Raw genomic sequence first — 21,954 nt, 5'->3', positions numbered from 1 at the left:
ACTCCCCCGGCGGCGAAATCGACGTGCGCAGGCGAAACCGGTGGGTGCGCCCCGCTCCCGGGCGTCCCTGAACCGCGCATGGACCTCTCGGACGACGGCCCGGAACCGGCTCCCGAACTGCAGGACGCCGACAACAACTTGTGCGGCCACCTGCGGGGTCTCGGCGTCTCCGCGCTGGCCGAGCTCTTCGTCAGGGCCGGCTGGAGGTCACGGTCGTCGTCCTGGGACGCGTACGAAGTCGAGACGGCCCGGTGCCGGATCGAGTTGGACCCGGTCGCCGGGGACGGCATCCTGCTGAACGGGGTCATCGCCCCCGACAGGCTCGACGCCCTGGCGATGCTGATCTCGCGGTTCGGGGCGGGCGTCACCCTCGAGCTGTACGACGAGGACGGCACCCTGCACCGCCGGGTCGTCGTCTGACCGCCTGCGCCGATGCCCGGACACCACCACCGGGCCGGCGTGGTGCCCGCAAGGGGCGGGCCGGGGGCCGGCCGGGCGCGGCCGCGCCCGATCGACCCGGCCGGGCGCGGCCGGGTCGATCGGGGCCCGGATATCCGTTTGCCGCCGGCCGGTGCGGGCGGATAGGAAGCACGCATGCTCAGAGGCAGTGAAGTCGGGCTCAGGGCCCGGCACGAGGAGGACATCCCGATCCTGCGGGCCGAACTCTACGACGACGTGGTCAACTCCTCGCGATCCGAGGGCGGGCCCTGGCGGCCGATCACGCCCGGCTCGGCGGATCCCCGGCTCGTGGTGGACGACAAGGAGCAGGGCAGCGTCCAGTTCTCCGTGGTGGAGCTGGGCGGTGGCACGCTGGTCGGCACCGCGGTGCTGTGGGGCATCGACAACCACAACCGGTCCGCGCACATCGGGCTGGGGCTGCTGCCGTCCTGCCGCGGCAAGGGCTACGGCACCGACGTGGTCGCGGTGCTGTGCCACTACGGCTTCGCCGTGCGCGGGCTGCAGCGGCTGCAGATCGAGACGCTGTCGGACAACGCCGCGATGCTGCGCTCCGCCGAACACAACGGCTTCGTCCGCGAGGGCGTGCTGCGCTCCTCGGCCTGGGTGCTGGGCGAGTTCCTGGACGAGGTGCTGCTCGGACTGCTCGCCCGGGACTGGGAGCCGGACGCGCACCGGTCGGTCCGTGCGGGAGCCGGGGAGGTTCCCGCCGGGGAGCCGAGCGGCGCGTAGTCGGCCTCGCCCCCGAGCGGCGCCGGGCGGAGGCGCGCGCCGCGGAGGCGCGCGCCGCGGAGGCGGGGAACGGGCCGGCAGGAACGGCGCGACGGTGCTGTACGGTCTCCGCTGTGGTCAGTGCGTTCGATGTTGCCGCGGCCCTTCGAGGCGGGGCGGTCGACCGGCGGCGGGTCTGGGACTTCGTCCGGGATTTCGCGGCGGCCTGGTCGGCTCCGCTGGACGACGCCTCGGGCACTGCGGAGGAGGAGTTGGCGGGCGCCGAGGCGGCTCTCGGGCTGCGTCTGCCGGCAGCACTGCGGGAGGGCTACGCACTGCTCGGCACGGCACGGCGCGACCTCACGGGCAACCAGGATCCGCTGCGGCCGCCCGCCATGCTCCAGGTGTCCGAGGAGTGCGGTGGCGTGCTGGTCTTCCGCACCGAGAACCAGGGGTGCGCCGACTGGGGTGTGCGGCTGGGGGACCTGGACCAGGACGACCCACCGGTGTTCGTGCGCTCCGGGGACCGCTGGCTGCCGTTCCTGGAGCGGGTGTCCCTCGCCTGGGTGGAGCTCGTCCTGAGCGAGACGCTGCTGGGGCAGGGGCCGTTCCGGGACGCCCGCGCGCTGCCCACGGAGCTGATCCGCTCCCTGCCGGAGCGGTTCGCCCGCGTGGAACTCCCCGACCACCCGATGTGGACCGGCGGGGAGCAGTCGCCTGCGCGCTGGTTCTCCGCGCCGGGGAAGCTCCTGCGGTTGGAGGGGCAGGGCGACGGAAGCTGGCTGCACGTGCGGGGTCGGACGGCCGCCGACCTGGCCGCGATCCACACGGCCCTGCCCGGCTCCTGGAGGATCGGGCCCTCCGCCCCGCCGCGGCCCGGCACGGCCGGCCGAGCGCCCGCGGCGGACGAACCGGGCGGTGTACGGCCCGGCGCCGAGGCGGACGGCACGACCGTGCGACGCAGCAACCGCCGTCGGCACACACCCCGTTGAGGCGGTGCACCCGCCGCCGGCACACACCCCGTTGAGGCGGTGCACCCGCCGCCGGCACACACCCCGTTGAGGCGGTGCACCCGCCGCCGGCACACACCCCGTTGAGGCGGTGCACCCGCCGCCGGCGCACTCGCCGGTGAGGCGGTGCAGCACTCCCCGGCGGGCCGAGCCGGCGGACCCGGCGGCCGAGGCACCCAGGCGCGGCCGGGGTGGCGCACGGCGGAGGTCAGCCCGCGTCGGTGCCGTACAGGTGGGAGGCGGCCACCGCCTGTGCCGCGCCGCACGACCTGCTCTGCGCCGTATCGGGTGTCACGGGGAGAGGCTGAGGTCCGAGGTGATGGTTTCCCAGAGGGCGTCGAACCACTTCTGCGACTCGTCGACGAAGGCGGCGTCCCGGCCGCCGGAGCGGCGGTCGAAGAAGAACAGCAGCCACTGGCTGCCGAGCACGTCGAACATGTCCAGGGTCAGGCTCTGCCACTCCTCCTCGCGCCGGGTGACCAGGTAGTGCCCGAACAGCGCCTCCGCGCCGTTGAGCAGGTACAGCTTCATCGGCGGGGTGAAGGGCAGCGCCCGGAAGGCCACCCGCACGTCGATGCCGTGGGTCGCGCGCAGGGACAGCAGTTGGTGTTCGATGACCTGGCCCTGGGCGTTCCGCATCGCCAGCCAGCGCTGGTGGACCGGGTCGTCGCCGGTGGTGGTGGTGGTCTCCACCGGCACCGGGAAGGCGAGGTCGATGTCGTCGGAGGGCAGCAGGATCCGCAGGGCGACGGATCGGGGCCGGATGCTGCCCCGGTGGATCAGACGGAGCGGCTCGCCGAGGGCGACCATCAGGGTTTCGGCGGTGTGGCACACGACGTCGATCCGCACCCGTTCCGCCGTGAATGCCTCGGCGAGCCGGGGGGCGAGGCCGACCATGGTCGGCTGCGGCCGGTCGAGGGAGGGTGGTGCGGGCTCGGCGATCCTGGGTGGGCTGCCCTTGCTGACGTGCGTGAGCAGTCCGTCGTCCTGGAGCGCGCGCAGCGCCTGGCGGACCGCGCCGCGCTCGACACCGAACTCCCCGGCGATCTCGGCCTGATCCTGGTGATGCTGCTCGCCCAGTCCGGCTGACCCGGGGAACGGTCCGGCGGGCTTCCTTCCGGAGGGGAGCCGGGAGCCCGGCCGGCCCGTCACCGGCGCGCGGGGACGACCGCCGCGCAGGGACGACAACTCCACACCGAGCACCTCGGAGCGGTCCGCCACGGACGACGGACCGGTCCCCGGCGAAGGGAGCGGCAGTCAGAACATGTCCGGGCACCAAGGCCGCCTGGACGTACGCAGCAGGGCGTCGGCCGAACGGGCGGCGCCCGCTCGTTCCTCCTGCACCGTGCCCAGCGCCGCCAACCGCACCGCCGACTCGTCGCCGAGCCAGAGCCGTGCGAGCTGCCCCGCCTCCAGCACCAGGTCGGCGCTCCGCGTGGTCGGCGCGCAGGAGGCCCCGTCCGCCGACGCCCGCAGCAGATAGCGCCCCCCGGTGAACCCGCCCGGGTCCACGACGTCCAGCACCAGTTCCCCGTCGCCCGCGTACGTCCGCGCCTCCATGGCCCGTACGACGTCCAGCAGCCGCACCCACAGCCAGTCCGCCTGGCTGGTGATCTGCGCCGCCCGCGGGTCGGGCAGGTACAGCGGCAGCAGGTCGTCGGGGGCCCGCGAGCCGCTCCTGACCCGCACGATCCAGTCGATCGAGCACAGGTACCGCCACAGGGCGCGCTCGGCGTCCGGCGTCACCGCGATCAGCCAGTTCACCGTGGCCGTGTTCTGCGGCTGCTTGGCGTCGCCCCACCGGTCGTCGCACCGGTAGGACACCATCCCCTCGACCTGTCCGGCGGCCGAGCGGTACACGGCGAAGTACGGCTCCTTCCAGGACGTCTCGAACCGCACCGAGCCGGTGCTCAGCTGCCACCACAGATCGGACCGGCTGACCGCGCCCGGCTGGACGCGGCGCAGCCGCTCGTGCAGCTCGGGACCCGTCTTGCGCACCTCGGCGCCGTCCACCAGGTCGATCCGGGAGCCGTCCCCCGGGCCCGAACCGCGCGGGTCGAGCCCGGCGCGCGGCACGTCGACCGTCCACTCCGCCATGGCGGTCGCGGGCCCGAAACCGTACCGGCCGTAGATCGGGTACTCGGCGGCGATGAGCGTCGCGAGGACGTCCCCGCGCTCCTTCGCCTCCGCGAGGTCCCTGCCGATCATGCGGGTGAGCAGCCCGCGGCGGCGGTGGGTGGCCGTGACCGTGACGGAGGAGACGGCGTTCCCGGGGACGGGCGTGCCGCCGACGGCCGTGACCTCCTGGTCGAAGGAGCGGTACGTGGCGACGCAGCGGTCGCCGTCGAAGGCGCCCAGCAGGCGCACCGCGGCGAGCTGGCGGCGGCGCGCCTCGACGATCTCCGGCGGGTCGGTGGGGGCCCGCAGGAATCCGGTGTTCACGGCGCGCAGCCAGTCCGGGTACTCGGCTTCGGTGACCGGGCGGACGTCGATGTCGGCGGCAGGGCTGATCATGAAGTCACGGTAGGCCTCCCGCGCGGAGGGTGTCGCGGGGTTTTCCGCCGACCGCGCACGCCCGGTCCCGGCCCGCCCGTGGCCCCACAGCCCCGTAGCCCCGTAGCCCCGCGGCGACCGGTTCCGGCCCGCCCGGCCGCGTCGCCCGGTGGTCCGGCACCGCCGGGTCCCGACGCCGAAGGCTGGCGGGCCCCGACCGGGACCCGAGCCGGTTCGGAGCCGACCGAGGCGGTCCAGGAGAACCGGCCGAGGCGGTTCGGAAGCCGACCGAGGCTGTCCAGGGAAGCGGCCGAGCCGGTTCGGAGGCCGGCGGGGCCGGCGGGGGACGGCGGGGGACGGCGGGGGACGGCGGAGGACGGCGGAGGACGGCGGAGGACGGCGGAGGACGGTCCAGGAACCTCCCGGGCCTCCGGGGTGTCACACCAGCAGGTCGTCGACCTGCGCCTCTCCCTCACGGTAGCGGCGGGCGATCTCCGCGCTGCAGTCGTCCGCCGTCCGCTGCAACCGCTGGCGTCGCCGGGAGACCTGCTGCTCGAAGCGGACCAGGCGCGCCATGCCCGCGTGCAGCTCGGTGTCGGTGCGGGCGCCCAGGTCGGACAGGTCCACCTCGGCGAGCATGTCGGCGGCCAGCCTGCGGTACTCCTCGTTGTGCGGGGTGCCCACGGTGACGTGGCGGGCGGAGGAACGCTGCCGGGCCGGCGCGTCGGCGAGGATCTCCGACAGCCGCTCCACCACCGAGGGCTTCCCCACGGCCACCACGGCCGTCGGCCCGCGCCGAGCGAGTTCGGCGCGCAGGATGTCGATCCGGCCCTGGAGCAGCCGCCGCACGTAGCTGAGATCGGCCTCGTCGCGCTGCGCGTCCCGGCGCAGGGTGCGCAGTTCGGGCAGGCTCTGGGCGGTCAGGTCGTGCTCGGGCGGTTCGGCGGGCGGCGGGCTGCCGGTGCGCTGTGCGGGCGGCCGGGCGACGGCTGCCCGCTCGTCCCCGCGGGTCGGCGAGGCGGCCCCGGGCTGCCGCCCGGTACTCGGTGTGCTCATGTACTTCTACGTCCCCTCGACCTGTGTAGGGCAGCATCGTGCCACCCCGGGTGGCCGCTATGTGACCGAGTGCCCCCGAACGGCCCAGATGGGCGGGTTGAGGAGACGGGAACAGGCCTTCTGCGGGCCTGCCCCGGAGGTCTATCGGCCGCCCGGCATGATGGTCGTATGCGTGCAGTGGTGCAGAGGGTGGACGGCGCGAGCGTCGTCGTGGACGGCGAGACGGTCGGGGAGATCAAGGGCGAGGGCCTGTGCGTCCTGGTGGGGGTGACCCACGAGGACACCCCGGAGACGGCGGCCCGGCTCGCCCGCAAACTGTGGTCGGTGCGGATCCTCCAGGACGAGAGGTCGTGCAGCGACGTCGACGCCCCGCTCCTCGTCGTCAGCCAGTTCACCCTCTACGGAGACGCCCGCAAGGGCCGCCGCCCCACCTGGAACGCGGCCGCGCCCGGCGATGTCGCCGAGCCGCTGGTCGACGAGGTCGTGGCGCGGCTCCGGGCGCTGGGGGCCACGGTGGAGACGGGCCGGTTCGGCGCGCGGATGCGCGTGTCGCTGGCCAACGACGGCCCGTTCACCGTGCTGCTGGAGGTCTGAGGGGGACGCCTCGGAACGGGAGGGCCCGGGCGGGCGGGATCCTGCGGTTCCGCCCGGGCGGGCGGGACCCTACGGTTCCACGACGGTCTCCTGTGCCGCCGCCGTGCCGTCGGCCAGCAGCCGCGCGTCCACCGGAACGTTCCGCTTGACCAGTGCCAGGGCGACCGGGCCGAGTTCGTGGTGGCGGACGGAGGTGGTGACGAAGCCGACCTTGCGGCCCTCGGAACCCTCGTCGGCGAGGTGCAGTTCCGTGCCGTGCGCGGGCAGGTGCACCTCGCTCCCGTCGAGGTGGAGGAAGACCAGGCGGCGCGGCGGCTTGCCCAGGTTCTGCACCCGGGCGACCGTCTCCTGGCCGCGGTAGCAGCCCTTCTGCAGGTGCACCGCGGTGCCGATCCAGCCCAGCTCGTGCGGGATGGTGCGGTGGTCGGTCTCGAAGCCGAGGCGCGGGCGGTGCTGCTCCACCCGCAGCGCCTCGTGGGCGAGCAGCCCGGCGGGCGGGCCCGCCTGCTCGGCGAAGGACTCCAGCCGCTCGCGGGGGAGGAAGACGTCACGGCCGTACGCCGTCTCGCGGACGACGGCGTCCTCGGGTACCTCGGCGATGGAGCCGGCGGGCAGGTGCACCACCGCGAACGCGTCGGTGCGGTCGGCGACCTCCACCCGGTAGAAGAACTTCATCGACTCCAGGTACGCGATCAGCGCCTCCTGGGTCCCCGGCTCCACGTGTATCCAGACCGTCTCGCCGTCGTCGACCAGGTAGAGGGCGTGCTCGATGTGGCCGTTCGCGGAGAGGATCAGCGCCTCGGTGGCCTGACCCGCGGGCAGCTCGCTGACGTGCTGGGTGAGCAGCAGGTGCAGCCAGCTCAGGCGGTCCGGACCGGAGACCGTGACGACCCCGCGGTGGGAGAGGTCGACGAAACCGGTGCCGTCGGCGAGGGCGCGCTGTTCGCGGAAGAGGTCGCCGTAGTGGGCGGCGACGCCTTCGTCCGCGCCCTCGGCGGGGACGGCGCCGGGCAGGGACAGCAGAGGGCTCTTCATGGATCCCAGCCTACGACTCGGTACTTGAACGCTTGTGCGTGCAGTCCCGGCACCGGCCGAAGATCGCGAAGTGCTTCATGTCGGTGTCGAAGCCGAACTGCTCCCGGAGCTTCGCGGTGAAGTCCTCGGCGACCTGGAGGTCGGCCTCGATGACGTGGGTGCAGTCGCGGCACACCAGGTGGATGTGGTGGTGCCGGTCGGCGAGGTGGTACGTCGGGGCGCCGTGGCCGAGGTGCGCGTGCGAGACGAGGCCGAGCTCCTCCAGCAGCTCCAGCGTGCGGTAGACGGTGGAGATGTTGACCCCCGACGCCGTCTTCCTCACCTCGCCGAGGATGTCGTCGGGGGTCGCGTGCTCCAGGGTGTCCACTGCTTCGAGGACAAGCTGGCGCTGCGGCGTCAGCCGGTAGCCGCGCTGCCTGAGGTCGCTCTTCCAGTCGGTGCTCACCACACCGGAAGTCTAGAACCGCCGGCGGCTACTTGAAGAAGGCGATTCCGTCGTCCGGCAGGTCGTCCGGCAGCGCCTTGGCCCAGCGCTCCACGTCCTCCGGGCTGACGACCTTCTTCAGGTGCGCCGACATGTAGGGGCGCAGCTCGACCTCGGGCGTCTGCTTCTCGCCGACCCACATCAGATCGCTCTTGACGTAGCCGTACAGCCGCTTGCCGCCGGTGTACGGGTGGGAGGCGGCAGTCCGCGCCACCGCGTCGGTGACCAGGTCGATCTGCGGCTTCTTGTCGGCCATCTCGCCGTACCAGACCTCGACGACGCCGTCGTCGCGGACCATCGTCACCTCGACCTTGCGGCCGGAGTCGATCCGCCAGTAGCCCGACTCGGACTCCAGCGGCCGCACCTTGTTCCCGTCGTTGTCCAGGACCCAGGTGTGGGAGTGGTACTCGAGGAAGTCCCGGCCGTCGTGGCTGAAGGTGACCTCCTGTCCGAAATTGCACTTCTCCGAGCCGGGGAAGTCGTGCACGCCCGCGCCCGCCCAGTCGCCGAGCAGGAAGGCGAGGGGGACGAGGTCCTTGTGGAGGTCGGACGGGATCTCGATCATGAGCGGCAGTTCCTAGAGAGGGGTCAGCGCTGGCCCTGGTACAGCTTCTTCACGGTCAGTCCGGCGAAGGCCAGCACGCCGACGCAGACGAGGGCCAGCAGCGTTTCGAAGAAGATCTCCACGGGGTGCTCCTTGCTGAGCGAGGGCGGGTACACGAGGGCCGGGCCCCAGCTTACGCGGCCGGGGCCCGGCACTCTTGACGAGGTGGGCCTTCGGGGTCAGCCGAGCAGCTCGCTCTGCAGGGCGACCGTCTGCTGGAAGGGCACGGCGGGCGCCCCGCCCTTGCGGGACTGGACGATCACCGCGCAGACGTCGCCGGCACCCAGGTAGGCCTCGCGGTCCTGCTCGTCGCCGTACGGCGCGGGCTCGACGTACACCGAGTGGTCGATCCCCGAGACGCGGATCTCCGCCGGGAAGTCCTCGTCGGACTCGGCGGTCTCCGCGCCCCGCAGCGGGTAGACGGGGCTGGAGTACGGGAAGAGGGCGCTCATCAGGTCGGCGTCCACCACGGCCGCGGTGTCGAACTGCAGCAGGTAGATCCGGGTCCGGGTGCCGTCCCCGGTGGTCCAGCCGCGGGCCGCGATGTGCCGCAGTCCGTCGTCCACGAGCTTCTGCCGGAACGCGTCCCGGTCGCTCTCGTCGGCGTACTCCGCCAGGAAGTCACCGGTGTCGAGCCAGCCGTCGGCACCGCGCAGCGCCTTGTCCTCCTTCGCGCCCTTCGGGGCGGGCAGCAGCAGGGCGCGCAGGTCGGCGTAGTGGGCGCCGGCCGGGTTGGACTCGGCGAACGGCGCGGGGCTGCCGGACGGCAGCGGAGGCCTCGTCAGCAGCGGGTAGTCCCAGCGGCCGTCGGACCGCGTCGCCAGTCCCGGTACGTCGGTGCGGTCCATCTGCGTGATCTTGTACGCCGCGCCGGTGCCGACGGCGGCGCACACCACGACGGCCGCGGTCCAGCGCAGGACCGCCCGCAGCACCCGCCGGTCCTTCACCACGGTGGGAGCGGGGGGCTGCTCCGGCACGGCAGGGGGAGCCGGGGGCTGCTCCGGGCCCGGCACCGGGGCGGCGAAGGGCCCCGCGACCGGGGGTGCGGCAGGGGGCGCCACCGCAGGTTCCCCGGCGGTGGGTGCCGGGGCAGGTTCCCCGTCGGAGGGTGCCGCCGCCGGGGGCGGGGGTACCGGAAGGGCCGGTGGGGGCTCAGGCACGGGGGCGGCCTGCCCGGGTGCCGGCGGCGCGGCCGGGACGGCCGACTCGGCCGACTCGGCGGGCACGGCGGGGGCGACCGATTCGGCGGGCGCGGCAGGGGCGGCGGGCACGCCACGCTCCGCGTCGGCCTGGGCCTGGGCGGCCTGGGCCTGGGTCTCGACGGACTGGGCCTGCGGCTGCTCGGTGCGCTCGGGCTGCTGCTCGCTCACACCGCCACCCCCTGTTCCTTGATCCGGTTCAGCTGAGTGCCGAGCAGCGTGACGATGTCGTCGGTGCCGAGCGGCTTCACGCCATGCGCGGTGGCCGTGAGCAGGACGTCCCCGACGTACGCCGAGCACATCATCGTGTCCAGCTTGCCGTCGTCGGCGACCGGCAGCAGGTAGCACCGGGCGTTCTTGTGCCCCTCGATCGACGGGCCCTTGCGGAAGACGTCCAGCGCGTCGAGGAGCCGGGTCTGGGACGTCACGATCTCGCGGGCGGCGCCCTTGTCCCCCATCCGGGAGAGCGCGACGGTCACCGTGTAGCTGTCCGTCGCGTCGTAGTTGTAGTTGGTGGCCTCTTCGCTGACGTAGCTGCGCATCGCCATCCCGGTGACGTGCTCCCGGTCGACCTCCTTCTCCAGCAGCTTGCGCTGGGTGCGCGGGAGGCTCTGCAGGGACTTCTTGCGGTACGCCGTCGCCTCGGCGGCGCTGAGCCGGGCGTCCGCTCCGTAGGCTCCGATGTCGGGTCCGCGTTTCCAGCCGCTGGTTCCGTAGGGGACGAGCATCCCCGCCAGTCCCTTCGGGGAAGTCTTCCCGGCCTGGGCGGGCTTGCTGGTGGGGAGCTTCCACTGCGGCGCGCCGGCGTCCCGGTCGGCGCCCCGGACGGTGACGACCGTGTAGCCGACGCCGGCGACGACGGCCCCGGCCAGCAGCAGGCACCCGGCCGCGGCGGCGATGCGCCGCGCGCGGCGCGGCCTGCGCACGGGCGTGGAGGGCGCCTCGGGGTCGGAGAGGTGGGCCGCCGGTTCGGCGGGCGGAAGCGAGGCGGACGGTGCGTCCGCCGACCCTTCCGGCGGATCCGGGACGGCAGGATCGGCAGGGGTGGCGGGGGCAGCCGGGGGCTCCGGGGAGGCCGGGGGCTCCATGGCCGCCGGGACTGCCGGGACCGCCGGGGTCTCCGAGGTCTCCGAGGTGCCGGTCGGCTGGGAAGGCTCCGGCGGCTGGGGCGGCTGGGGCGGCCCGATGGGTGTCTCGCTCACAGCCGCTCCATCTGCCGCTTGGCCAGGTCCATGATCGTCTTCTTGCTGATCGGCTTGACGTCGTTCACCCAGATCTCGACCTGGATGTCACCCCGGTAGGCATCGGCCTCGGCGAAGTACACGGGCCGGTAGCCGGGTTCGGTGTGCGGTCGGCGGTGGACGTAGGCCATGCCGTCCCCCGTGCCGGGGATGCTCCAGCTGTCCGTGCCCTTCTGACTGTCGGCCCACATCTGGGCGTCCGCCGCACGGCTGGCGGCGGTCACGTCCTCCTCCTGGCGGAACTGGATCAGGTGGATGCGCACAAACGTCGTTCCGGACCGCCAACCGGTGACTGCCGCGCGCCGGTAGTCGGCGGCGATGAGATGACCGAAGACCACGTCGGGCTTGTCGTACATGTCGGCGTAGTCCGCGACATCCAACCAGCCGTCGGCGGAGACCAGGTCCGCGTCCTTCGCCCCGCTCGCCCCGCTCGGCTTCTTCAGCAGCAGCTTGCGCAGGTCGCCGTCGGTCCTGACCTTCCGGTCCTGCGACGCCGGCAGCGGCGCGGGCCCCTTGCCGTGGGACTGCCCGATCACGGGCTGGGACAGCGGCGGCAGCTTCGTCGGCTCCCGGGATGCCTGCACCAGGAAGCCGGTGCAGGTGCCGGCGACGAGCCCGAACGCGGCGGCGGCACAGAGCAGCAGCGTCGTGCGTCCGCGTCGCCGCCGGGGCCGGGCAGCGACCGCCGCCTCGGCGGGTGCGCCCACCGCCGCCTGCGCACCGCCCTCGGCGGCGCCTCCGCCCTCGGCGACTTCCGCGGTCTCGGTGACGTCCGCCCTCTTGGGGGCCTCCGCGGCCTGGGCGGCCCCTGCCCCCGCCGCGGTCCCCGCAGTCTCCGCGGTCCCCGCGGTCCCCGCGCTCGCGGCGGCCTCCCGGCTCTCACCGCTCTCGGCGCTCTCGGCGCTCCTCGCGGTCGCCGCGTCCGGCGCCTCCGGGTGCGCCTGCGTGTCGTTCGGAGGCTCCGGCACATCCGGCATACCCGACCTATTGGTCATGGGCACGTCATTCGGCGCGCCGGGCCTCTCCTCTGGTTCTTCCAAGACGTCCCCCACAGAACGTGAAGCGGGGATTCCGTACCCCCGCGTGACTGAGACTCTGATCAACAGCGGAAGTTGCAGGCAAGTTGATTACGATTCAGCCATGGCGAAAAAACTCGTGATCAAGGTGACCGCCGGGGCCGACGCGCCCGAGCGCTGCTCCCAGGCGTTCACGGTGGCGGGCGTGGCCCTCGCGAGCGGGGTGGACGTGTCGGTGTGGCTGACCGGGGAGTCCGCCTGGTTCGCCCTGCCGGGACGCGCCGCCGAGTTCGAGCTGCCGCATGCCGCGCCCCTGCCGGAGCTGGTCGACTCGATCCTGGCGGCCGGACGCCTGACCCTGTGCACGCAGTGCGCGGCCCGCCGCGACATCGGGGAGAAGGACGTCATCGAGGGTGTACGGATCGCCGGGGCGCAGGTCTTCGTGCAGGAGGCCCTCGCCGACGACACCCAGGCGCTCGTCTACTGACCCGCCCCGACCCGCGGAGTCCCGGCACACCGCGGCACCGCCGGTGCCGTCCGCTCCCGGCACCCCCGCCCCCCTCCGGCACGCCGGGCACCCGGGGCGCCCGGGGCGCCCGGGGCGCCCGGGGCGCCCGGCGGGCCTACCGGCGCTTCTTCTTGCCGTCCAGCTCGTCCCACCACTCGTCGGACTTCGGGTCGCCCGAGGGATCGTCCCACCAGCGGTCCTCCGGGCCGCGCCGGTTGGCCACGATCGCGGCCAGCGGCGGGATGACCATGGCCACGAGGGCCATGGCGACCGCGGCCGGGACCGACCAGAGGCGCACCACGCCCCAGGCCAGGATGAACAGGCCGAGGCAGGTGCCCATCATGGCGAAGTAGGTGCGCCGTCGCCGTTGGTACATCTCTTCAGCGTAGGACGGAGAACCGGTCCGGAACACGCCGAAGGGCCGTACCCCAGGCGTCCAACCCGTGGGGGTACGGCCCTCCAGCCGCTGACGTGCCGCGGTGCCCGCGTCAGACCGCGATGGCGACCTCGGCCAGGCCGCCCTGCTGGGCGACGACCTTGCGGTCGGCCGTGGCTCCGGGCACCAGGGCGCGGACGGTCCAGGTGCCTTCGGCCGCGTAGAAACGGAACTGTCCGGTGGCGGAGGTGGGCACCTCCGCGGTGAACTCGCCGGTCGAGTCGAGCAGGCGGACGTAGCCCTGCACCGGCTCGCCGTCGCGGGTCACCTGGCCCTGGATGGTGGTCTCACCGGGCTTGATCGTCGAGGCGTCCGGGCCGCCGGCCTTCGCTCCACACATGTCTTTCTCCAGAGGGGTCTCGGTCCGACCGGGAGGCCGGTCGGATCGGGTTACTTGTTGGCGCCGAGCTCGATCGGAACGCCGACGAGGGAGCCGTACTCGGTCCAGGAGCCGTCGTAGTTCTTGACGTTCTCCACACCGAGCAGCTCGTGCAGGACGAACCAGGTCAGCGCGGAGCGCTCACCGATGCGGCAGTAGGCGATGGTGTCCTTGGCGAGGTCGACGCTCTCCTCGGCGTAGAGGGCCTTGAGCTCCTCGTCCGACTTGAAGGTGCCGTCGTCCTTGGCGTTCTTCGACCAGGGGATGTTGCGGGCGGTCGGGACGTGACCGGGGCGCTGCGACTGCTCCTGCGGCAGGTGGGCCGGGGCGAGCAGCTTGCCGGAGAACTCGTCGGGCGAGCGCACGTCGACCAGGTTGTCGGAGCCGATGGCCGCCACCACGTCGTCGCGGAACGCTCGGATGGAGGCGTCCTGCGGCTGGGCCCGGTACTCGGTCCTGGTCCGCGCGGGCACATCGTCGCCGCCGACCAGCTCGCGGGCGTCCAGCTCCCACTTCTTGCGTCCGCCGTCGAGGAGCTTGACGCTCTGGTGGCCGTAGAGCTTGAAGTACCAGTAGGCGTAGGACGCGAACCAGTTGTTGTTGCCGCCGTAGAGGACGACCGTGTGGTCGTTGGCGATGCCCTTCTCCGACAGGAGCTTCTCGAAGCCCTCCTGGTCGACGAAGTCGCGGCGGACCGGGTCCTGGAGGTCCGTGGTCCAGTCGATGCGGATCGCGTTCCTGATGTGGTTCTTCTCGTAGGCGGACGTGTCCTCGTCCACCTCGACGATGGCGATGGTCGGGTCGTCCAGGTGTTCCTGGAGCCAGTCGGCATCGACCAGGACGTCGTTGCGGCTCATGCTCGATCTCCTCCGGGGCAGTCTCGGCAGGGGGTGTGCTGATCAGAAGGGCGTGCGCCATGACGGAACGGCGTACGGGAGGCCCGGGTACGGGCAGCGCGAGGCGGGAAGTGGCCTCCGCTCAGAACGGGCGACAGAGCATGGCGGCAACGCGGCACAGGTCTACTGCCCGCCGCTTCGTGAGATCCGCCTGTCGCCTCATGGCCTCGATCGTAGGGACGGACAGGTGGGCATGTCACCAGCGTGTCGGATATTGAGACGACATCGTCCGCAATGCGGGACCAGTGTCGGCCCGAAGCGGTTCCCGGACCGGGGCCGGCCCTCCCCGACCCGTAGCGTTTCTGCAGTACGGACGGCAGCGTCTCGCCTTTCGGACGGCGTCGCTCTCGACCGGCACTCGCCGGTCGGCCCGCGGCCGCCCGTCGGCCCGCGGCCGCGGCCGTCCGCTCCCCGACGACGCCCTGCCTCGCCGGGCGGCTCGCCGGTCGGTGGTGGCCTACCCGGCCAGGCGGACGTGGGAACCCTTCACCGAGATCTGCACGCCCTGCTTCGCCGCTTCCACCTTGTCGAGCCGGATCCCGCCGGGCAGTTCGTCGATCACCTGCTGGAAGTCGGTGATCGAACGGACGGTGTTCTCGGCGATCCGCGTCCCGGCGATGCTGGGCAGCGAGTCGGCGTGCACCCGGACGGTGTCGTGCTCGACCGTGACGGAACTCAGCACGGAGACCGGCTCGGGCAGCTTGCGGCCCAGGACGGTCGCCTCGACGGCCACCTTGATCTTGCCGTTCCCGCCGTCCGACAGGCCCACGACCCTCGCCCTGACGCCGGGCGCGACCTGCACGGGCTCGGGCTCGGCGGCCTTCAGCAGCTCCGCGTAGGAGATCGTGGCGGTGCCGGCGGCGCTGGCCGCGATGGCGGAGCTGTAGTCGCCGGAGAACTCGACGCCCTTCATGTGCGCCCTGAGGTCGTCGATGCGGATGGTCCGGCCGCCGGTTCCGCCGGCGGCCCGGTAGTCCTCGATGCGGACGTCGACGTCGTCCAGCTCGCCGGAGGCGAGCTGGGTGAGGAACGGGAAGCCGTTGATCGACACGTCCGGGGTGGCGGCGAGGTTCTCCGTCGTCCGCAGCTTGTCCGCGGCCTCCCCCTCGGCGAAGTGCGCGGCGACACGGTCCGCGGCCACGAAGAGCCCACCGAGGACGATGACGACGATCAGCAGTATGCGCAACGCTCGCATGTGGTTGTTCCCCCACCCGGACGGCCCGACGGTCAGTCCGCCCACCGTAACCGGGCCGCTCGGAGCCGCCGCCCGGAATCGTGACTCCGATTCCTCCCCGAAGGACACCGGGTTCCTCCCCGACCCGGAGGCCGGTGAGGAACCCGGTGACGAGCCCGGGGCGGCCGAGCGCTCGGTACCGCCGCGGAAGCGGCGGACGTCACCCGGGGGGTGCCGGGCGGGCGGTCAGATGCCGCACTGGGAGGCCGACCAGTAGCGCGAGCTCTGGTTGCCGAGGTGGGCGTGGGTGCTGTGACCGGGGTAGCCCGGGCCGAGGATCTCCCGGAAGCCGTGGTAGCGGGCCTCCTTGTCGATGCTGCAGAGGCTGGGCGTCCCGGTGATGTCCGCCGCACGGCCGTAGAGGTGGTTGCTGTTCGACGCACCGCCGACCGCGCTGTTGCAGGAGTAGGAGCGGAAACCGCTGCTGATGGTCAGCGGGTGGTCCCCCAGCGCGTGCCGCAGGGCCTCCAACTGCCACATGAGCCGGAGGGCGTTGGAGCGTGCCGTGGACGCACTCACCGCCCCGCCGGACCAGGAGCTGTTGCACCGGTTCAGCTCGGAGTAGGCGAAGTGCGCGGGCGTGCAGTCGGAGTCCTGGAGGGCGTAGATCTTGCTGTACGTCTGGGGGCCGGCGATGCCGTCCGCGGTGAGGCCGTAGGCCTTCTGGAAACGGACCACGGCGGCCTTGGTCGCGGGTCCGAACTGGCCGTCGATCGCGAGCACCGATCCGTAGCCCGGGTATCCGGAGACGCGTATCTGAAGCTGGCGGACGTCGCTGCCGCTCGTCCCCTGGCTGAGGGTGCGCCCCCAGGTGTAGCAGCTGTCGGCGTGGGCGGTACCGGCGGTAAGCGTGGCCCCGGCGAACAGGGCTGTTAAGAGCATGACAAATGCAAGAGCGGGTCGTACGGCACGTCTGATCACAGGAGCTCCTACGACGCGGGAATATGACCGGAACCAGGGTGCCCGAGCGGTGTGACGCGCGTCAACAGCCCCCTGAGCAGGGCGAATCAACTTCACGCAGCGGCCCTGCGCCGGACCCGGGCGCACGCGGCGCGGCCCCCGCACGGGCCGTCCCGCCGGACCGCGCGCAGCCTCCCGCAGCGGCGACCGGTGCGCGGCAAGCCCCGGGGACGGCTCACCCCGGGGCAGCACTCCGCGCGGCGCAGCGGATCGGGCGGGCTCGTCCCGGCACGTACCGGAGCGCTAGCCGAACACCCGCCCCAGCACGTACACCGCCGGCGCGGCCGCGCTCAGCGGCAGGGCGACGCCCGCCGTGAAGTGCACGAACCGGGAGGGGTAGTCGTACGCGGCCACCCGGTGGCCGATCAGGGCGCAGCCGCCCGCGGCCGCACCCAGCAGCGCCCCTGCGGCGCCCGTCCCGGTCATGCCGCCCACCGCGACGCCCGCGCCCGCCGCGGCCGACAGCGCCACGGCCACCGAGGCGGGAGCGGGCAGCGGCATCACCCTGGCCAGCACGGCGACGGCCACCGCCGCCGCTCCGACCGACACCGCGTCCGCATCGGCGGCGAGGTACCCGGCCGCGGTGACCGCCAGGGCGGACGCCGTGACGGTCGCCATCAGTCCGTACATCCGCTCGTCCGGGTCCGCGTGCGAACGCAGTTGCAGGACCAGGCAGAGCAGCACCCACACGCCGAGCGTGCCCAGGACCGCGGCCGGACCGTGGTCCCGGCCGGCCGCGAGCACCGCGGCGTCGGCGACCAGGGCGCCGAGGAAGGCGAGGGCGATGCCCTGCCGGGCCGGCCACATGCCGTTCAGCCGGAACCAGCCCGCCGCCGTGACCGCCTGCACCGCGACGAGGGGGACGAGCAGGGCGTAGGAGCCGACCGCCGCCGTGCCGGAGAGCAGCAGGCCGAGCAGCGCGGTGAGCGCGGCGGGCTGACCGCCCGGATCGATGATGGGCGAGCGGCCTTCCATCCGGGCGCGCTGCGCGTCCGTGACCCTGCTGTTGCCGGCGAGGGTGGCGGGACCGTAGGCAGGGCCGCCGGCGCCGTCCGGGCCGCCGTCCGCGACCGGGGGCGCGGAGGACGGTGCGCCCGGTACCGGCTGCGACGCGGACTGCACACCCGGGACGGGCTGCACGCCCGGGGTCTGGGGGCCGGGGAACGCCTGGGCGCCGGGGGCGGCCTGCACACCGTAGGCGGCCTGCACACCACCCGCGCCATGGGCTCCGCCCCCGTCGCTCTGCCCGGTGTACCCCGTGTGCCCGCTGTACCCGCTGTACCCGGCCTGCCCGTACGGGTCCGACGAGGCGGACGGGGCCGACGAGGCGGACGGGTCCGACGAGGCGGACGGGGTGGGCGAGGTCGGCGGGGTGTCCTGCCCGGGCCACGGATGCGGCGTACCTGCCGCCGGCGGAAGGTACGCCGTCTCGGTCCCGTCCGCCCCGCCCGCACCGGTGGCCGGCGGCTGCACCAGGGTCTCCCAGGTCTGCCCCTGCCACTGCTGGGTGGCCTGCGGGTCGTGGTGCGGCTGCCCGTAGCCCTGGTACTGCTGCTCGGGGGGAAGCGGGTAGGACTGCTGCCCGGAGGGCTCCGGCTGCTGCCAGGTCTGCTGCCCGGAGCGCGGGTCGAGCCCCTGGTAGGGCTGCTGCTGCGGCTGGTACTGCTGGGCCCCCGTCCCTCGCTCCTGCGACTGGAACTGCCGATGTCCCTCGTGGGGGGCCTGCTGCACCGCCGGCTCCGCGTACTGCTGCTGCTGGTACGACTGCGGCTGGTACGGCTGCGGCTGCGGCTGCTGGGCCCCGTACGGCGCGTAGGGCTCCTGCGACTGGTAGGGCTCCTGCGGCTGGTAGGGCTCCTGCGGCTGGTAGGGCTCCTGCGGCTGGTAGGGCTGCTGGGGCTCGTGCGGCTGGTTGCTCATCGGTGGCGTCACCCTCCTGCGAACGGCGGGAGCACCTCGACCGTGCCGCCCTCGGTCAGCCGTACCGTGTCGTGCCCGCGGGTGCCCACGGGGTCGCCGTCGACCAGGAACGAGCAGCGCAGCAGTACGCGCGTGAGTTCGCCGGGGTGCCGCTCGCGCACCGCGCCGAGCGCCTCGGCGAGCGTGGCCGCCTGGTACGGCTCCTCGGCGATGCCCGCCGCGGCCTTGGCGGCGGCCCAGTAGCGCACCGTGACCTTTGCCATCTCGTCCCTCGGGTGTGGTTCGGCAGTGGACACGGCAAGGCTAGCCCGCCCGCGCGACCGCCCAGCGCGCGATACGGCCCAGGAGATCGTCGCCGGCGGCGTTCTCGGCGTGGCCCATGCCCGGCTCCAGCCAGAGTTCGCCGTGCTCGCCGGCGGCCTCCGCGAGCATGCGCGGGTGGTCGAGGGGGAAGTACCCGTCCCGGTCGCCGTGCACGACGAGCAGCGGCGCGGGCGCGATGCGCGGGACGGCCTGCACCGGGGACAGCGGCACCGGGTCCCACTCCCGGTGGTGGATGCGGGTCCGGAACCCGTAGCGGCCCACCAGGCGGCCCTCGGGGCGGGTCACCAGCCAGTGCAGCCGCCGCATGGGGGCGGTGCCGCGGTAGTACCAGCGGGCCGGTGCACTGACCGAGACGACCACATCCGGCCCCGGATCGACCGCATCCAGCCCCGGATCGGCCACGGCGGGCCCCGGATCGGCCACGGCAGACCCCGGATCGACCGCGGCAGACCCCGGGTCGACCGCGGCGGGTCCCGCGCCGGCCGCTCCCGGGTCCGCGCCGGCCGCCGTGCCACCGCCGACGGCGGCGACGGCTTCACGGCCCCCGCCCGGCGCTTCCGGGCCCGGGACGGCGCGCGGCGCCGTGCGCGCCGCGCCGTCTGCACCCGTGCGCCCCTCCTGCTCCCGCCCCGCGGCGGACCCGTACAGGGCCGCGTGCCGCAGCACCACCGAGCCGCCCATCGAGAAGCCGACGGTCACCACCCAGGTGTGCCCGAGCTCGCGCGCCCACCGCACCGCGGCCGCCAGGTCGAGCACCTCGCGGTCCCCCACGGTCGACCGTCCGCCAGAGGCGCCGTGCCCCCGGAACGAGAACGTGACCACGGCTCCGTACTGCGCGAACGCCGCCGCCACCCGGCGCACGTGCGGGCGGTCCGCGTCCCCGGTGAAGCCGTGCGCGACGACGAACACCGGACCGACGGCGGCTGAACCCGGGGTGTCGCGTGCGGCGGCGCCCGGGTCGTATACGGCCGCGCCCGGGTCGTATACGGAATCGATCGCCACGCCGTCGGCGGTGTACAGGAACGTGCGCATAGGCACCCGTCTGCCCGTCTCACCCACCGGACGAACGGAGGATCGCGCCTCATGACCTGCCGGACTGGTGCTCATGTGGGCTATTCTGCTGGGCAGAGGATCCGGGCAGCGCAGCCCCCGGGTCCTTTCGTGCTTTCGGAAGCGTTGTATACGACGCGGGAAACCGCGGGTGTACGGAGCCCCCGAAGGCGGTCCGGCCCTCCGGGGCCACCGCGGGTCCCACAGGGCGCGGGATCCGCACCGTACGAAGCAGTGCCGCACTCCCCCACTCCCTCGCGGGCGTGGGAGGTACCCCCATTCGCAGGGACCGAGGAGGAACCAGACGTTATGGGCGAGCGAAAAGCGCACGAACACAGGGCGACCCGGGCAGGTGGGACGCGATGAGTTCTCTGCTGCTCCTGACCAACGCCCTCCAGCCGTCGACGGAGGTGCTCCCCGCCCTCGGTCTCCTGCTGCACAACGTGCGGGTGGCCCCGGCGGAGGGCCCGGCCCTCGTCGACACCCCCGGCGCCGACATCATCCTCGTCGACGGGCGGCGCGACCTGCCGCAGGTGCGCAGCCTGTGCCAGCTGCTGCGGTCCACCGGCCCCGGCTGCCCGCTCGTACTGGTCGTCACGGAGGGCGGGCTCGCCGCCGTGACCGCCGACTGGGGCATCGACGACGTCCTCCTGGACACGGCCGGCCCGGCCGAGGTGGAGGCCCGCCTCCGGCTGGCCATGGGACGCCAGCAGATCGTCAACGACGACTCCCCGATGGAGATCCGCAACGGCGACCTGTCCGTGGACGAGGCGACCTACAGCGCCAAGCTGAAGGGGCGCGTGCTGGACCTCACCTTCAAGGAGTTCGAGCTCCTGAAGTACCTCGCGCAGCACCCCGGGCGGGTCTTCACCCGCGCCCAGCTCCTCCAGGAGGTCTGGGGCTACGACTACTTCGGCGGCACCCGCACGGTCGACGTGCACGTGCGGCGGCTGCGCGCCAAGCTCGGCCCCGAGCACGAGTCGCTGATCGGCACCGTCCGAAACGTCGGTTACCGATTCGTGACGCCGGAGAAGGTGGAGCGCGCCGCCGAGGAGACGAAGACCAAGGCCGACCGCGCAAAAGCCGAAAAAACGGAAAAAGCAGACGGTAAAGCGCCCGCAAATGTGGCAGAGGTCTCCGCGGAGGCGTAGCCGCCGGGGCGGACAGCACCGGGCGGCGGGAGCGCGGGGCGTTGCACGCGCACATCCAAGCTGTGATACGCCCTGCCCAGGGCGGATCCATCCGCGTAGACTCCGCGCGTGGCCAAGGTGACTCGGGATGATGTGGCGCGGCTGGCGGGAACCTCCACCGCCGTCGTCAGCTACGTCATCAACAACGGACCCCGGCCGGTCGCCCCGGCCACGCGCGAGCGTGTCCTCGCCGCGATCAAGGAGCTGGGCTACCGGCCCGACCGGGTCGCCCAGGCGATGGCCTCCCGGCGCACCGACCTGATAGGCCTGATCATCCCGGACGCCCGCCAGCCCTTCTTCGGGGAGATGGCGCACGCGGTCGAGTGGGCCGCCGCCGAGCGCGGAAAGATGGTCCTGGTCGGCAACACCGACTACGTCGGGGAGCGCGAGGTCCACTACCTGCGCGCCTTCCTGGGCATGCGGGTCTCCGGGCTGATCCTGGTCAGCCACGCGCTCAACGACCTCGCCGCCGCGGAGATCGAGGCCTGGGACGCCCGGGTGGTGCTGCTGCACGAGCGGCCCGAGGCCATCGACGACGTCGCCGTGGTCACCGACGACCTCGGCGGCGCCCAGCTCGCCGTGCGGCACCTGCTGGAGCACGGCCACGACTACGTGGCCTGTATGGGCGGCACCGCCGACACCCCGGCGGTCGGCGACCCGGTCTCCGACCACGTGGAGGGCTGGCGGCGCGCGATGGCCGAGGCGGGCATACCCACCGAGGGACGGCTGTTCGAGGCACCGTACAACCGCTACGACGCCTACCGGGTGGCCCTGGACCTGCTGTCCGGGCCGCAGCGCCCGCCGGCGATCTTCTGCTCCACCGACGACCAGGCGATCGGCGTACTGCGGGCGGCCCGCGAACTGCGGATCGACGTGCCCGGGAAGCTCGCGGTGGCCGGCTTCGACGACATCCAGGAAGCCGCGCTGTCGGACCCGCCGCTGACCACGGTGGCCTCCGACCGGTCGGCGATGGCGCGGGCCGCCGTGGACCTCGTCCTGGACGACGGGCTGCGGGTGGCCGGGTCCCGGCGCGAGCGGTTGAAGGTCTTCCCGTCCCGGCTGCTGGTACGCAGCTCCTGCGGCTGCGGATGAGGTCCCGGCAGGCCGTATGAGGGCTCTCTGAGAAGAGCCGACGACAGGCGAGCAGGGCCCTTATAT

At 73.3% G+C, this 21,954-nt stretch carries 25 protein-coding genes; 7 read left to right on the top strand and 18 right to left on the bottom strand.

Annotation, left to right across the window (positions count from 1 at the left end; all coding sequences use genetic code 11):
- Positions 1-78: 78 nt before the first annotated feature.
- The 3 genes from ACL02U_RS09055 (at position 79) to ACL02U_RS09045 (ending at position 2,159) form a co-directional block, all read left to right on the top strand.
- Positions 79-420, top strand: coding sequence for a hypothetical protein (locus tag ACL02U_RS09055; protein ID WP_412790160.1), 342 nt, complete (start codon positions 79-81; stop codon positions 418-420).
- A gap of 174 nt (positions 421-594) precedes the next feature.
- Positions 595-1,188: a GNAT family N-acetyltransferase gene (locus tag ACL02U_RS09050; protein ID WP_412790159.1), complete on the top strand. Its 594-nt coding sequence runs from the start codon at positions 595-597 to the stop codon at positions 1,186-1,188.
- Between the two features lie 113 nt (positions 1,189-1,301).
- On the top strand, positions 1,302-2,159 hold the full coding sequence (locus ACL02U_RS09045; RefSeq protein ID WP_412790158.1) for an SMI1/KNR4 family protein: 858 nt from the start codon (positions 1,302-1,304) through the stop codon (positions 2,157-2,159).
- 309 nt (positions 2,160-2,468) lie between these two features.
- Here ACL02U_RS09045 and ACL02U_RS09040 read toward each other — a convergent pair whose 3' ends face one another.
- From ACL02U_RS09040 to ACL02U_RS09030, 3 genes are all read right to left on the bottom strand, one after another.
- Entirely contained in the window at positions 2,469-3,371 is a 903-nt protein-coding gene (locus ACL02U_RS09040) for a GntR family transcriptional regulator (protein WP_412790250.1), read from the bottom strand.
- Positions 3,372-3,434: 63 nt separating this feature from the next.
- Positions 3,435-4,691, bottom strand: a complete 1,257-nt coding sequence (locus tag ACL02U_RS09035) for a GNAT family N-acetyltransferase (RefSeq protein ID WP_412790157.1) — start codon at positions 4,689-4,691, stop codon at positions 3,435-3,437.
- 417 nt (positions 4,692-5,108) lie between these two features.
- The gene (locus tag ACL02U_RS09030) at positions 5,109-5,726 is read right to left on the bottom strand and encodes an aerial mycelium formation protein (protein WP_412790156.1); all 618 of its coding nucleotides are present in this window, start codon (positions 5,724-5,726) and stop codon (positions 5,109-5,111) included.
- A gap of 168 nt (positions 5,727-5,894) precedes the next feature.
- Between ACL02U_RS09030 and dtd the strand changes: the two genes are divergently transcribed.
- On the top strand, positions 5,895-6,320 hold the full coding sequence (gene dtd / locus ACL02U_RS09025) for a D-aminoacyl-tRNA deacylase (RefSeq protein WP_412790155.1): 426 nt from the start codon (positions 5,895-5,897) through the stop codon (positions 6,318-6,320).
- Between the two features lie 69 nt (positions 6,321-6,389).
- Here the strand turns inward: dtd and ACL02U_RS09020 are convergent, their stop codons facing one another.
- The 6 genes from ACL02U_RS09020 to ACL02U_RS08995 form a co-directional block, all read right to left on the bottom strand.
- Positions 6,390-7,355: a YgfZ/GcvT domain-containing protein gene (locus ACL02U_RS09020; RefSeq protein ID WP_412790154.1), complete on the bottom strand. Its 966-nt coding sequence runs from the start codon at positions 7,353-7,355 to the stop codon at positions 6,390-6,392.
- A 10-nt stretch (positions 7,356-7,365) separates the two neighbouring features.
- Positions 7,366-7,803, bottom strand: a complete 438-nt coding sequence (locus ACL02U_RS09015) for a Fur family transcriptional regulator (RefSeq protein WP_412790153.1) — start codon at positions 7,801-7,803, stop codon at positions 7,366-7,368.
- 25 nt (positions 7,804-7,828) lie between these two features.
- Positions 7,829-8,404 (bottom strand): FABP family protein, encoded by a 576-nt coding sequence (locus ACL02U_RS09010; RefSeq protein WP_412790152.1) that lies wholly within the window; start codon positions 8,402-8,404, stop codon positions 7,829-7,831.
- A gap of 218 nt (positions 8,405-8,622) precedes the next feature.
- Positions 8,623-9,504 (bottom strand): hypothetical protein, encoded by an 882-nt coding sequence (locus ACL02U_RS09005; protein WP_412790249.1) that lies wholly within the window; start codon positions 9,502-9,504, stop codon positions 8,623-8,625.
- A gap of 305 nt (positions 9,505-9,809) precedes the next feature.
- Positions 9,810-10,844 (bottom strand): hypothetical protein, encoded by a 1,035-nt coding sequence (locus ACL02U_RS09000; RefSeq protein WP_412790151.1) that lies wholly within the window; start codon positions 10,842-10,844, stop codon positions 9,810-9,812.
- On the bottom strand, positions 10,841-11,878 hold the full coding sequence (locus ACL02U_RS08995) for a hypothetical protein (protein ID WP_412790150.1): 1,038 nt from the start codon (positions 11,876-11,878) through the stop codon (positions 10,841-10,843). Before ACL02U_RS08995 ends, ACL02U_RS09000 begins: the two co-directional genes overlap by 4 nt.
- Before the next feature lie 145 nt (positions 11,879-12,023).
- Between ACL02U_RS08995 and ACL02U_RS08990 the strand changes: the two genes are divergently transcribed.
- Complete coding sequence (locus ACL02U_RS08990; RefSeq protein WP_412790149.1) at positions 12,024-12,386, top strand: DsrE family protein; 363 nt, start codon at positions 12,024-12,026, stop codon at positions 12,384-12,386.
- A gap of 136 nt (positions 12,387-12,522) precedes the next feature.
- Here ACL02U_RS08990 and ACL02U_RS08985 read toward each other — a convergent pair whose 3' ends face one another.
- From ACL02U_RS08985 to ACL02U_RS08945, 9 genes are all read right to left on the bottom strand, one after another.
- On the bottom strand, positions 12,523-12,783 hold the full coding sequence (locus tag ACL02U_RS08985; RefSeq protein ID WP_412790148.1) for a DUF3099 domain-containing protein: 261 nt from the start codon (positions 12,781-12,783) through the stop codon (positions 12,523-12,525).
- A 112-nt stretch (positions 12,784-12,895) separates the two neighbouring features.
- Positions 12,896-13,183 (bottom strand): DUF1416 domain-containing protein, encoded by a 288-nt coding sequence (locus ACL02U_RS08980; protein ID WP_412790147.1) that lies wholly within the window; start codon positions 13,181-13,183, stop codon positions 12,896-12,898.
- Between the two features lie 50 nt (positions 13,184-13,233).
- The gene (locus tag ACL02U_RS08975; RefSeq protein ID WP_412790146.1) at positions 13,234-14,079 is read right to left on the bottom strand and encodes a sulfurtransferase; all 846 of its coding nucleotides are present in this window, start codon (positions 14,077-14,079) and stop codon (positions 13,234-13,236) included.
- A gap of 121 nt (positions 14,080-14,200) precedes the next feature.
- Entirely contained in the window at positions 14,201-14,281 is an 81-nt protein-coding gene (locus ACL02U_RS08970) for an Ms5788A family Cys-rich leader peptide (RefSeq protein WP_351055874.1), read from the bottom strand.
- 294 nt (positions 14,282-14,575) lie between these two features.
- Positions 14,576-15,313, bottom strand: a complete 738-nt coding sequence (locus tag ACL02U_RS08965) for a DUF2993 domain-containing protein (protein ID WP_412790145.1) — start codon at positions 15,311-15,313, stop codon at positions 14,576-14,578.
- A 225-nt stretch (positions 15,314-15,538) separates the two neighbouring features.
- Positions 15,539-16,273: a D-Ala-D-Ala carboxypeptidase family metallohydrolase gene (locus ACL02U_RS08960; RefSeq protein WP_412790144.1), complete on the bottom strand. Its 735-nt coding sequence runs from the start codon at positions 16,271-16,273 to the stop codon at positions 15,539-15,541.
- Positions 16,274-16,555: 282 nt separating this feature from the next.
- A complete protein-coding gene (locus ACL02U_RS08955; protein WP_412790143.1) occupies positions 16,556-18,232 on the bottom strand; it encodes a hypothetical protein in 1,677 nt (558 codons plus the stop codon).
- Positions 18,233-18,240: 8 nt separating this feature from the next.
- Entirely contained in the window at positions 18,241-18,495 is a 255-nt protein-coding gene (locus ACL02U_RS08950) for a MoaD/ThiS family protein (RefSeq protein WP_412790142.1), read from the bottom strand.
- Positions 18,496-18,535: 40 nt separating this feature from the next.
- On the bottom strand, positions 18,536-19,588 hold the full coding sequence (locus ACL02U_RS08945; protein WP_412790141.1) for an alpha/beta hydrolase: 1,053 nt from the start codon (positions 19,586-19,588) through the stop codon (positions 18,536-18,538).
- A gap of 380 nt (positions 19,589-19,968) precedes the next feature.
- Between ACL02U_RS08945 and ACL02U_RS08940 the strand changes: the two genes are divergently transcribed.
- The gene (locus tag ACL02U_RS08940) at positions 19,969-20,757 is read left to right on the top strand and encodes a response regulator transcription factor (RefSeq protein WP_412790140.1); all 789 of its coding nucleotides are present in this window, start codon (positions 19,969-19,971) and stop codon (positions 20,755-20,757) included.
- 108 nt (positions 20,758-20,865) lie between these two features.
- Positions 20,866-21,888 carry a LacI family DNA-binding transcriptional regulator gene (locus ACL02U_RS08935; protein WP_412790139.1) on the top strand — a complete coding sequence of 341 codons (1,023 nt, stop codon included), beginning with the start codon at positions 20,866-20,868 and terminating at the stop codon, positions 21,886-21,888.
- Positions 21,889-21,954: the final 66 nt, after the last annotated feature.

Origin of the sequence: Streptomyces sp. MS06 (genome assembly GCF_047200655.1) — a bacterium.
GTDB lineage: Bacteria > Actinomycetota > Actinomycetes > Streptomycetales > Streptomycetaceae > Streptomyces.
This window is presented reverse-complemented; position numbering and strand designations above follow the sequence as displayed.

What these genes read in the sequence shown, in the direction of transcription:
- ACL02U_RS09055 (WP_412790160.1), top strand. Translation starts at nt 79, where the DNA reads ATGGACCTCTCGGACGACGGCCCGGAACCGGCTCCCGAACTGCAGGAC.
- ACL02U_RS09050 (WP_412790159.1), top strand. Translation starts at nt 595, where the DNA reads ATGCTCAGAGGCAGTGAAGTCGGGCTCAGGGCCCGGCACGAGGAGGAC.
- ACL02U_RS09035 (WP_412790157.1), bottom strand. Translation starts at nt 4,691, where the DNA reads ATGATCAGCCCTGCCGCCGACATCGACGTCCGCCCGGTCACCGAAGCC.
- ACL02U_RS09030 (WP_412790156.1), bottom strand. Translation starts at nt 5,726, where the DNA reads ATGAGCACACCGAGTACCGGGCGGCAGCCCGGGGCCGCCTCGCCGACC.
- dtd (WP_412790155.1), top strand. Translation starts at nt 5,895, where the DNA reads ATGCGTGCAGTGGTGCAGAGGGTGGACGGCGCGAGCGTCGTCGTGGAC.
- ACL02U_RS09020 (WP_412790154.1), bottom strand. Translation starts at nt 7,355, where the DNA reads ATGAAGAGCCCTCTGCTGTCCCTGCCCGGCGCCGTCCCCGCCGAGGGC.
- ACL02U_RS09010 (WP_412790152.1), bottom strand. Translation starts at nt 8,404, where the DNA reads ATGATCGAGATCCCGTCCGACCTCCACAAGGACCTCGTCCCCCTCGCC.
- ACL02U_RS08995 (WP_412790150.1), bottom strand. Translation starts at nt 11,878, where the DNA reads ATGACCAATAGGTCGGGTATGCCGGATGTGCCGGAGCCTCCGAACGAC.
- ACL02U_RS08990 (WP_412790149.1), top strand. Translation starts at nt 12,024, where the DNA reads ATGGCGAAAAAACTCGTGATCAAGGTGACCGCCGGGGCCGACGCGCCC.
- ACL02U_RS08985 (WP_412790148.1), bottom strand. Translation starts at nt 12,783, where the DNA reads ATGTACCAACGGCGACGGCGCACCTACTTCGCCATGATGGGCACCTGC.
- ACL02U_RS08980 (WP_412790147.1), bottom strand. Translation starts at nt 13,183, where the DNA reads ATGTGTGGAGCGAAGGCCGGCGGCCCGGACGCCTCGACGATCAAGCCC.
- ACL02U_RS08975 (WP_412790146.1), bottom strand. Translation starts at nt 14,079, where the DNA reads ATGAGCCGCAACGACGTCCTGGTCGATGCCGACTGGCTCCAGGAACAC.
- ACL02U_RS08970 (WP_351055874.1), bottom strand. Translation starts at nt 14,281, where the DNA reads ATGAGGCGACAGGCGGATCTCACGAAGCGGCGGGCAGTAGACCTGTGC.
- ACL02U_RS08965 (WP_412790145.1), bottom strand. Translation starts at nt 15,313, where the DNA reads ATGCGAGCGTTGCGCATACTGCTGATCGTCGTCATCGTCCTCGGTGGG.
- ACL02U_RS08955 (WP_412790143.1), bottom strand. Translation starts at nt 18,232, where the DNA reads ATGAGCAACCAGCCGCACGAGCCCCAGCAGCCCTACCAGCCGCAGGAG.
- ACL02U_RS08950 (WP_412790142.1), bottom strand. Translation starts at nt 18,495, where the DNA reads ATGGCAAAGGTCACGGTGCGCTACTGGGCCGCCGCCAAGGCCGCGGCG.
- ACL02U_RS08945 (WP_412790141.1), bottom strand. Translation starts at nt 19,588, where the DNA reads ATGCGCACGTTCCTGTACACCGCCGACGGCGTGGCGATCGATTCCGTA.
- ACL02U_RS08940 (WP_412790140.1), top strand. Translation starts at nt 19,969, where the DNA reads ATGAGTTCTCTGCTGCTCCTGACCAACGCCCTCCAGCCGTCGACGGAG.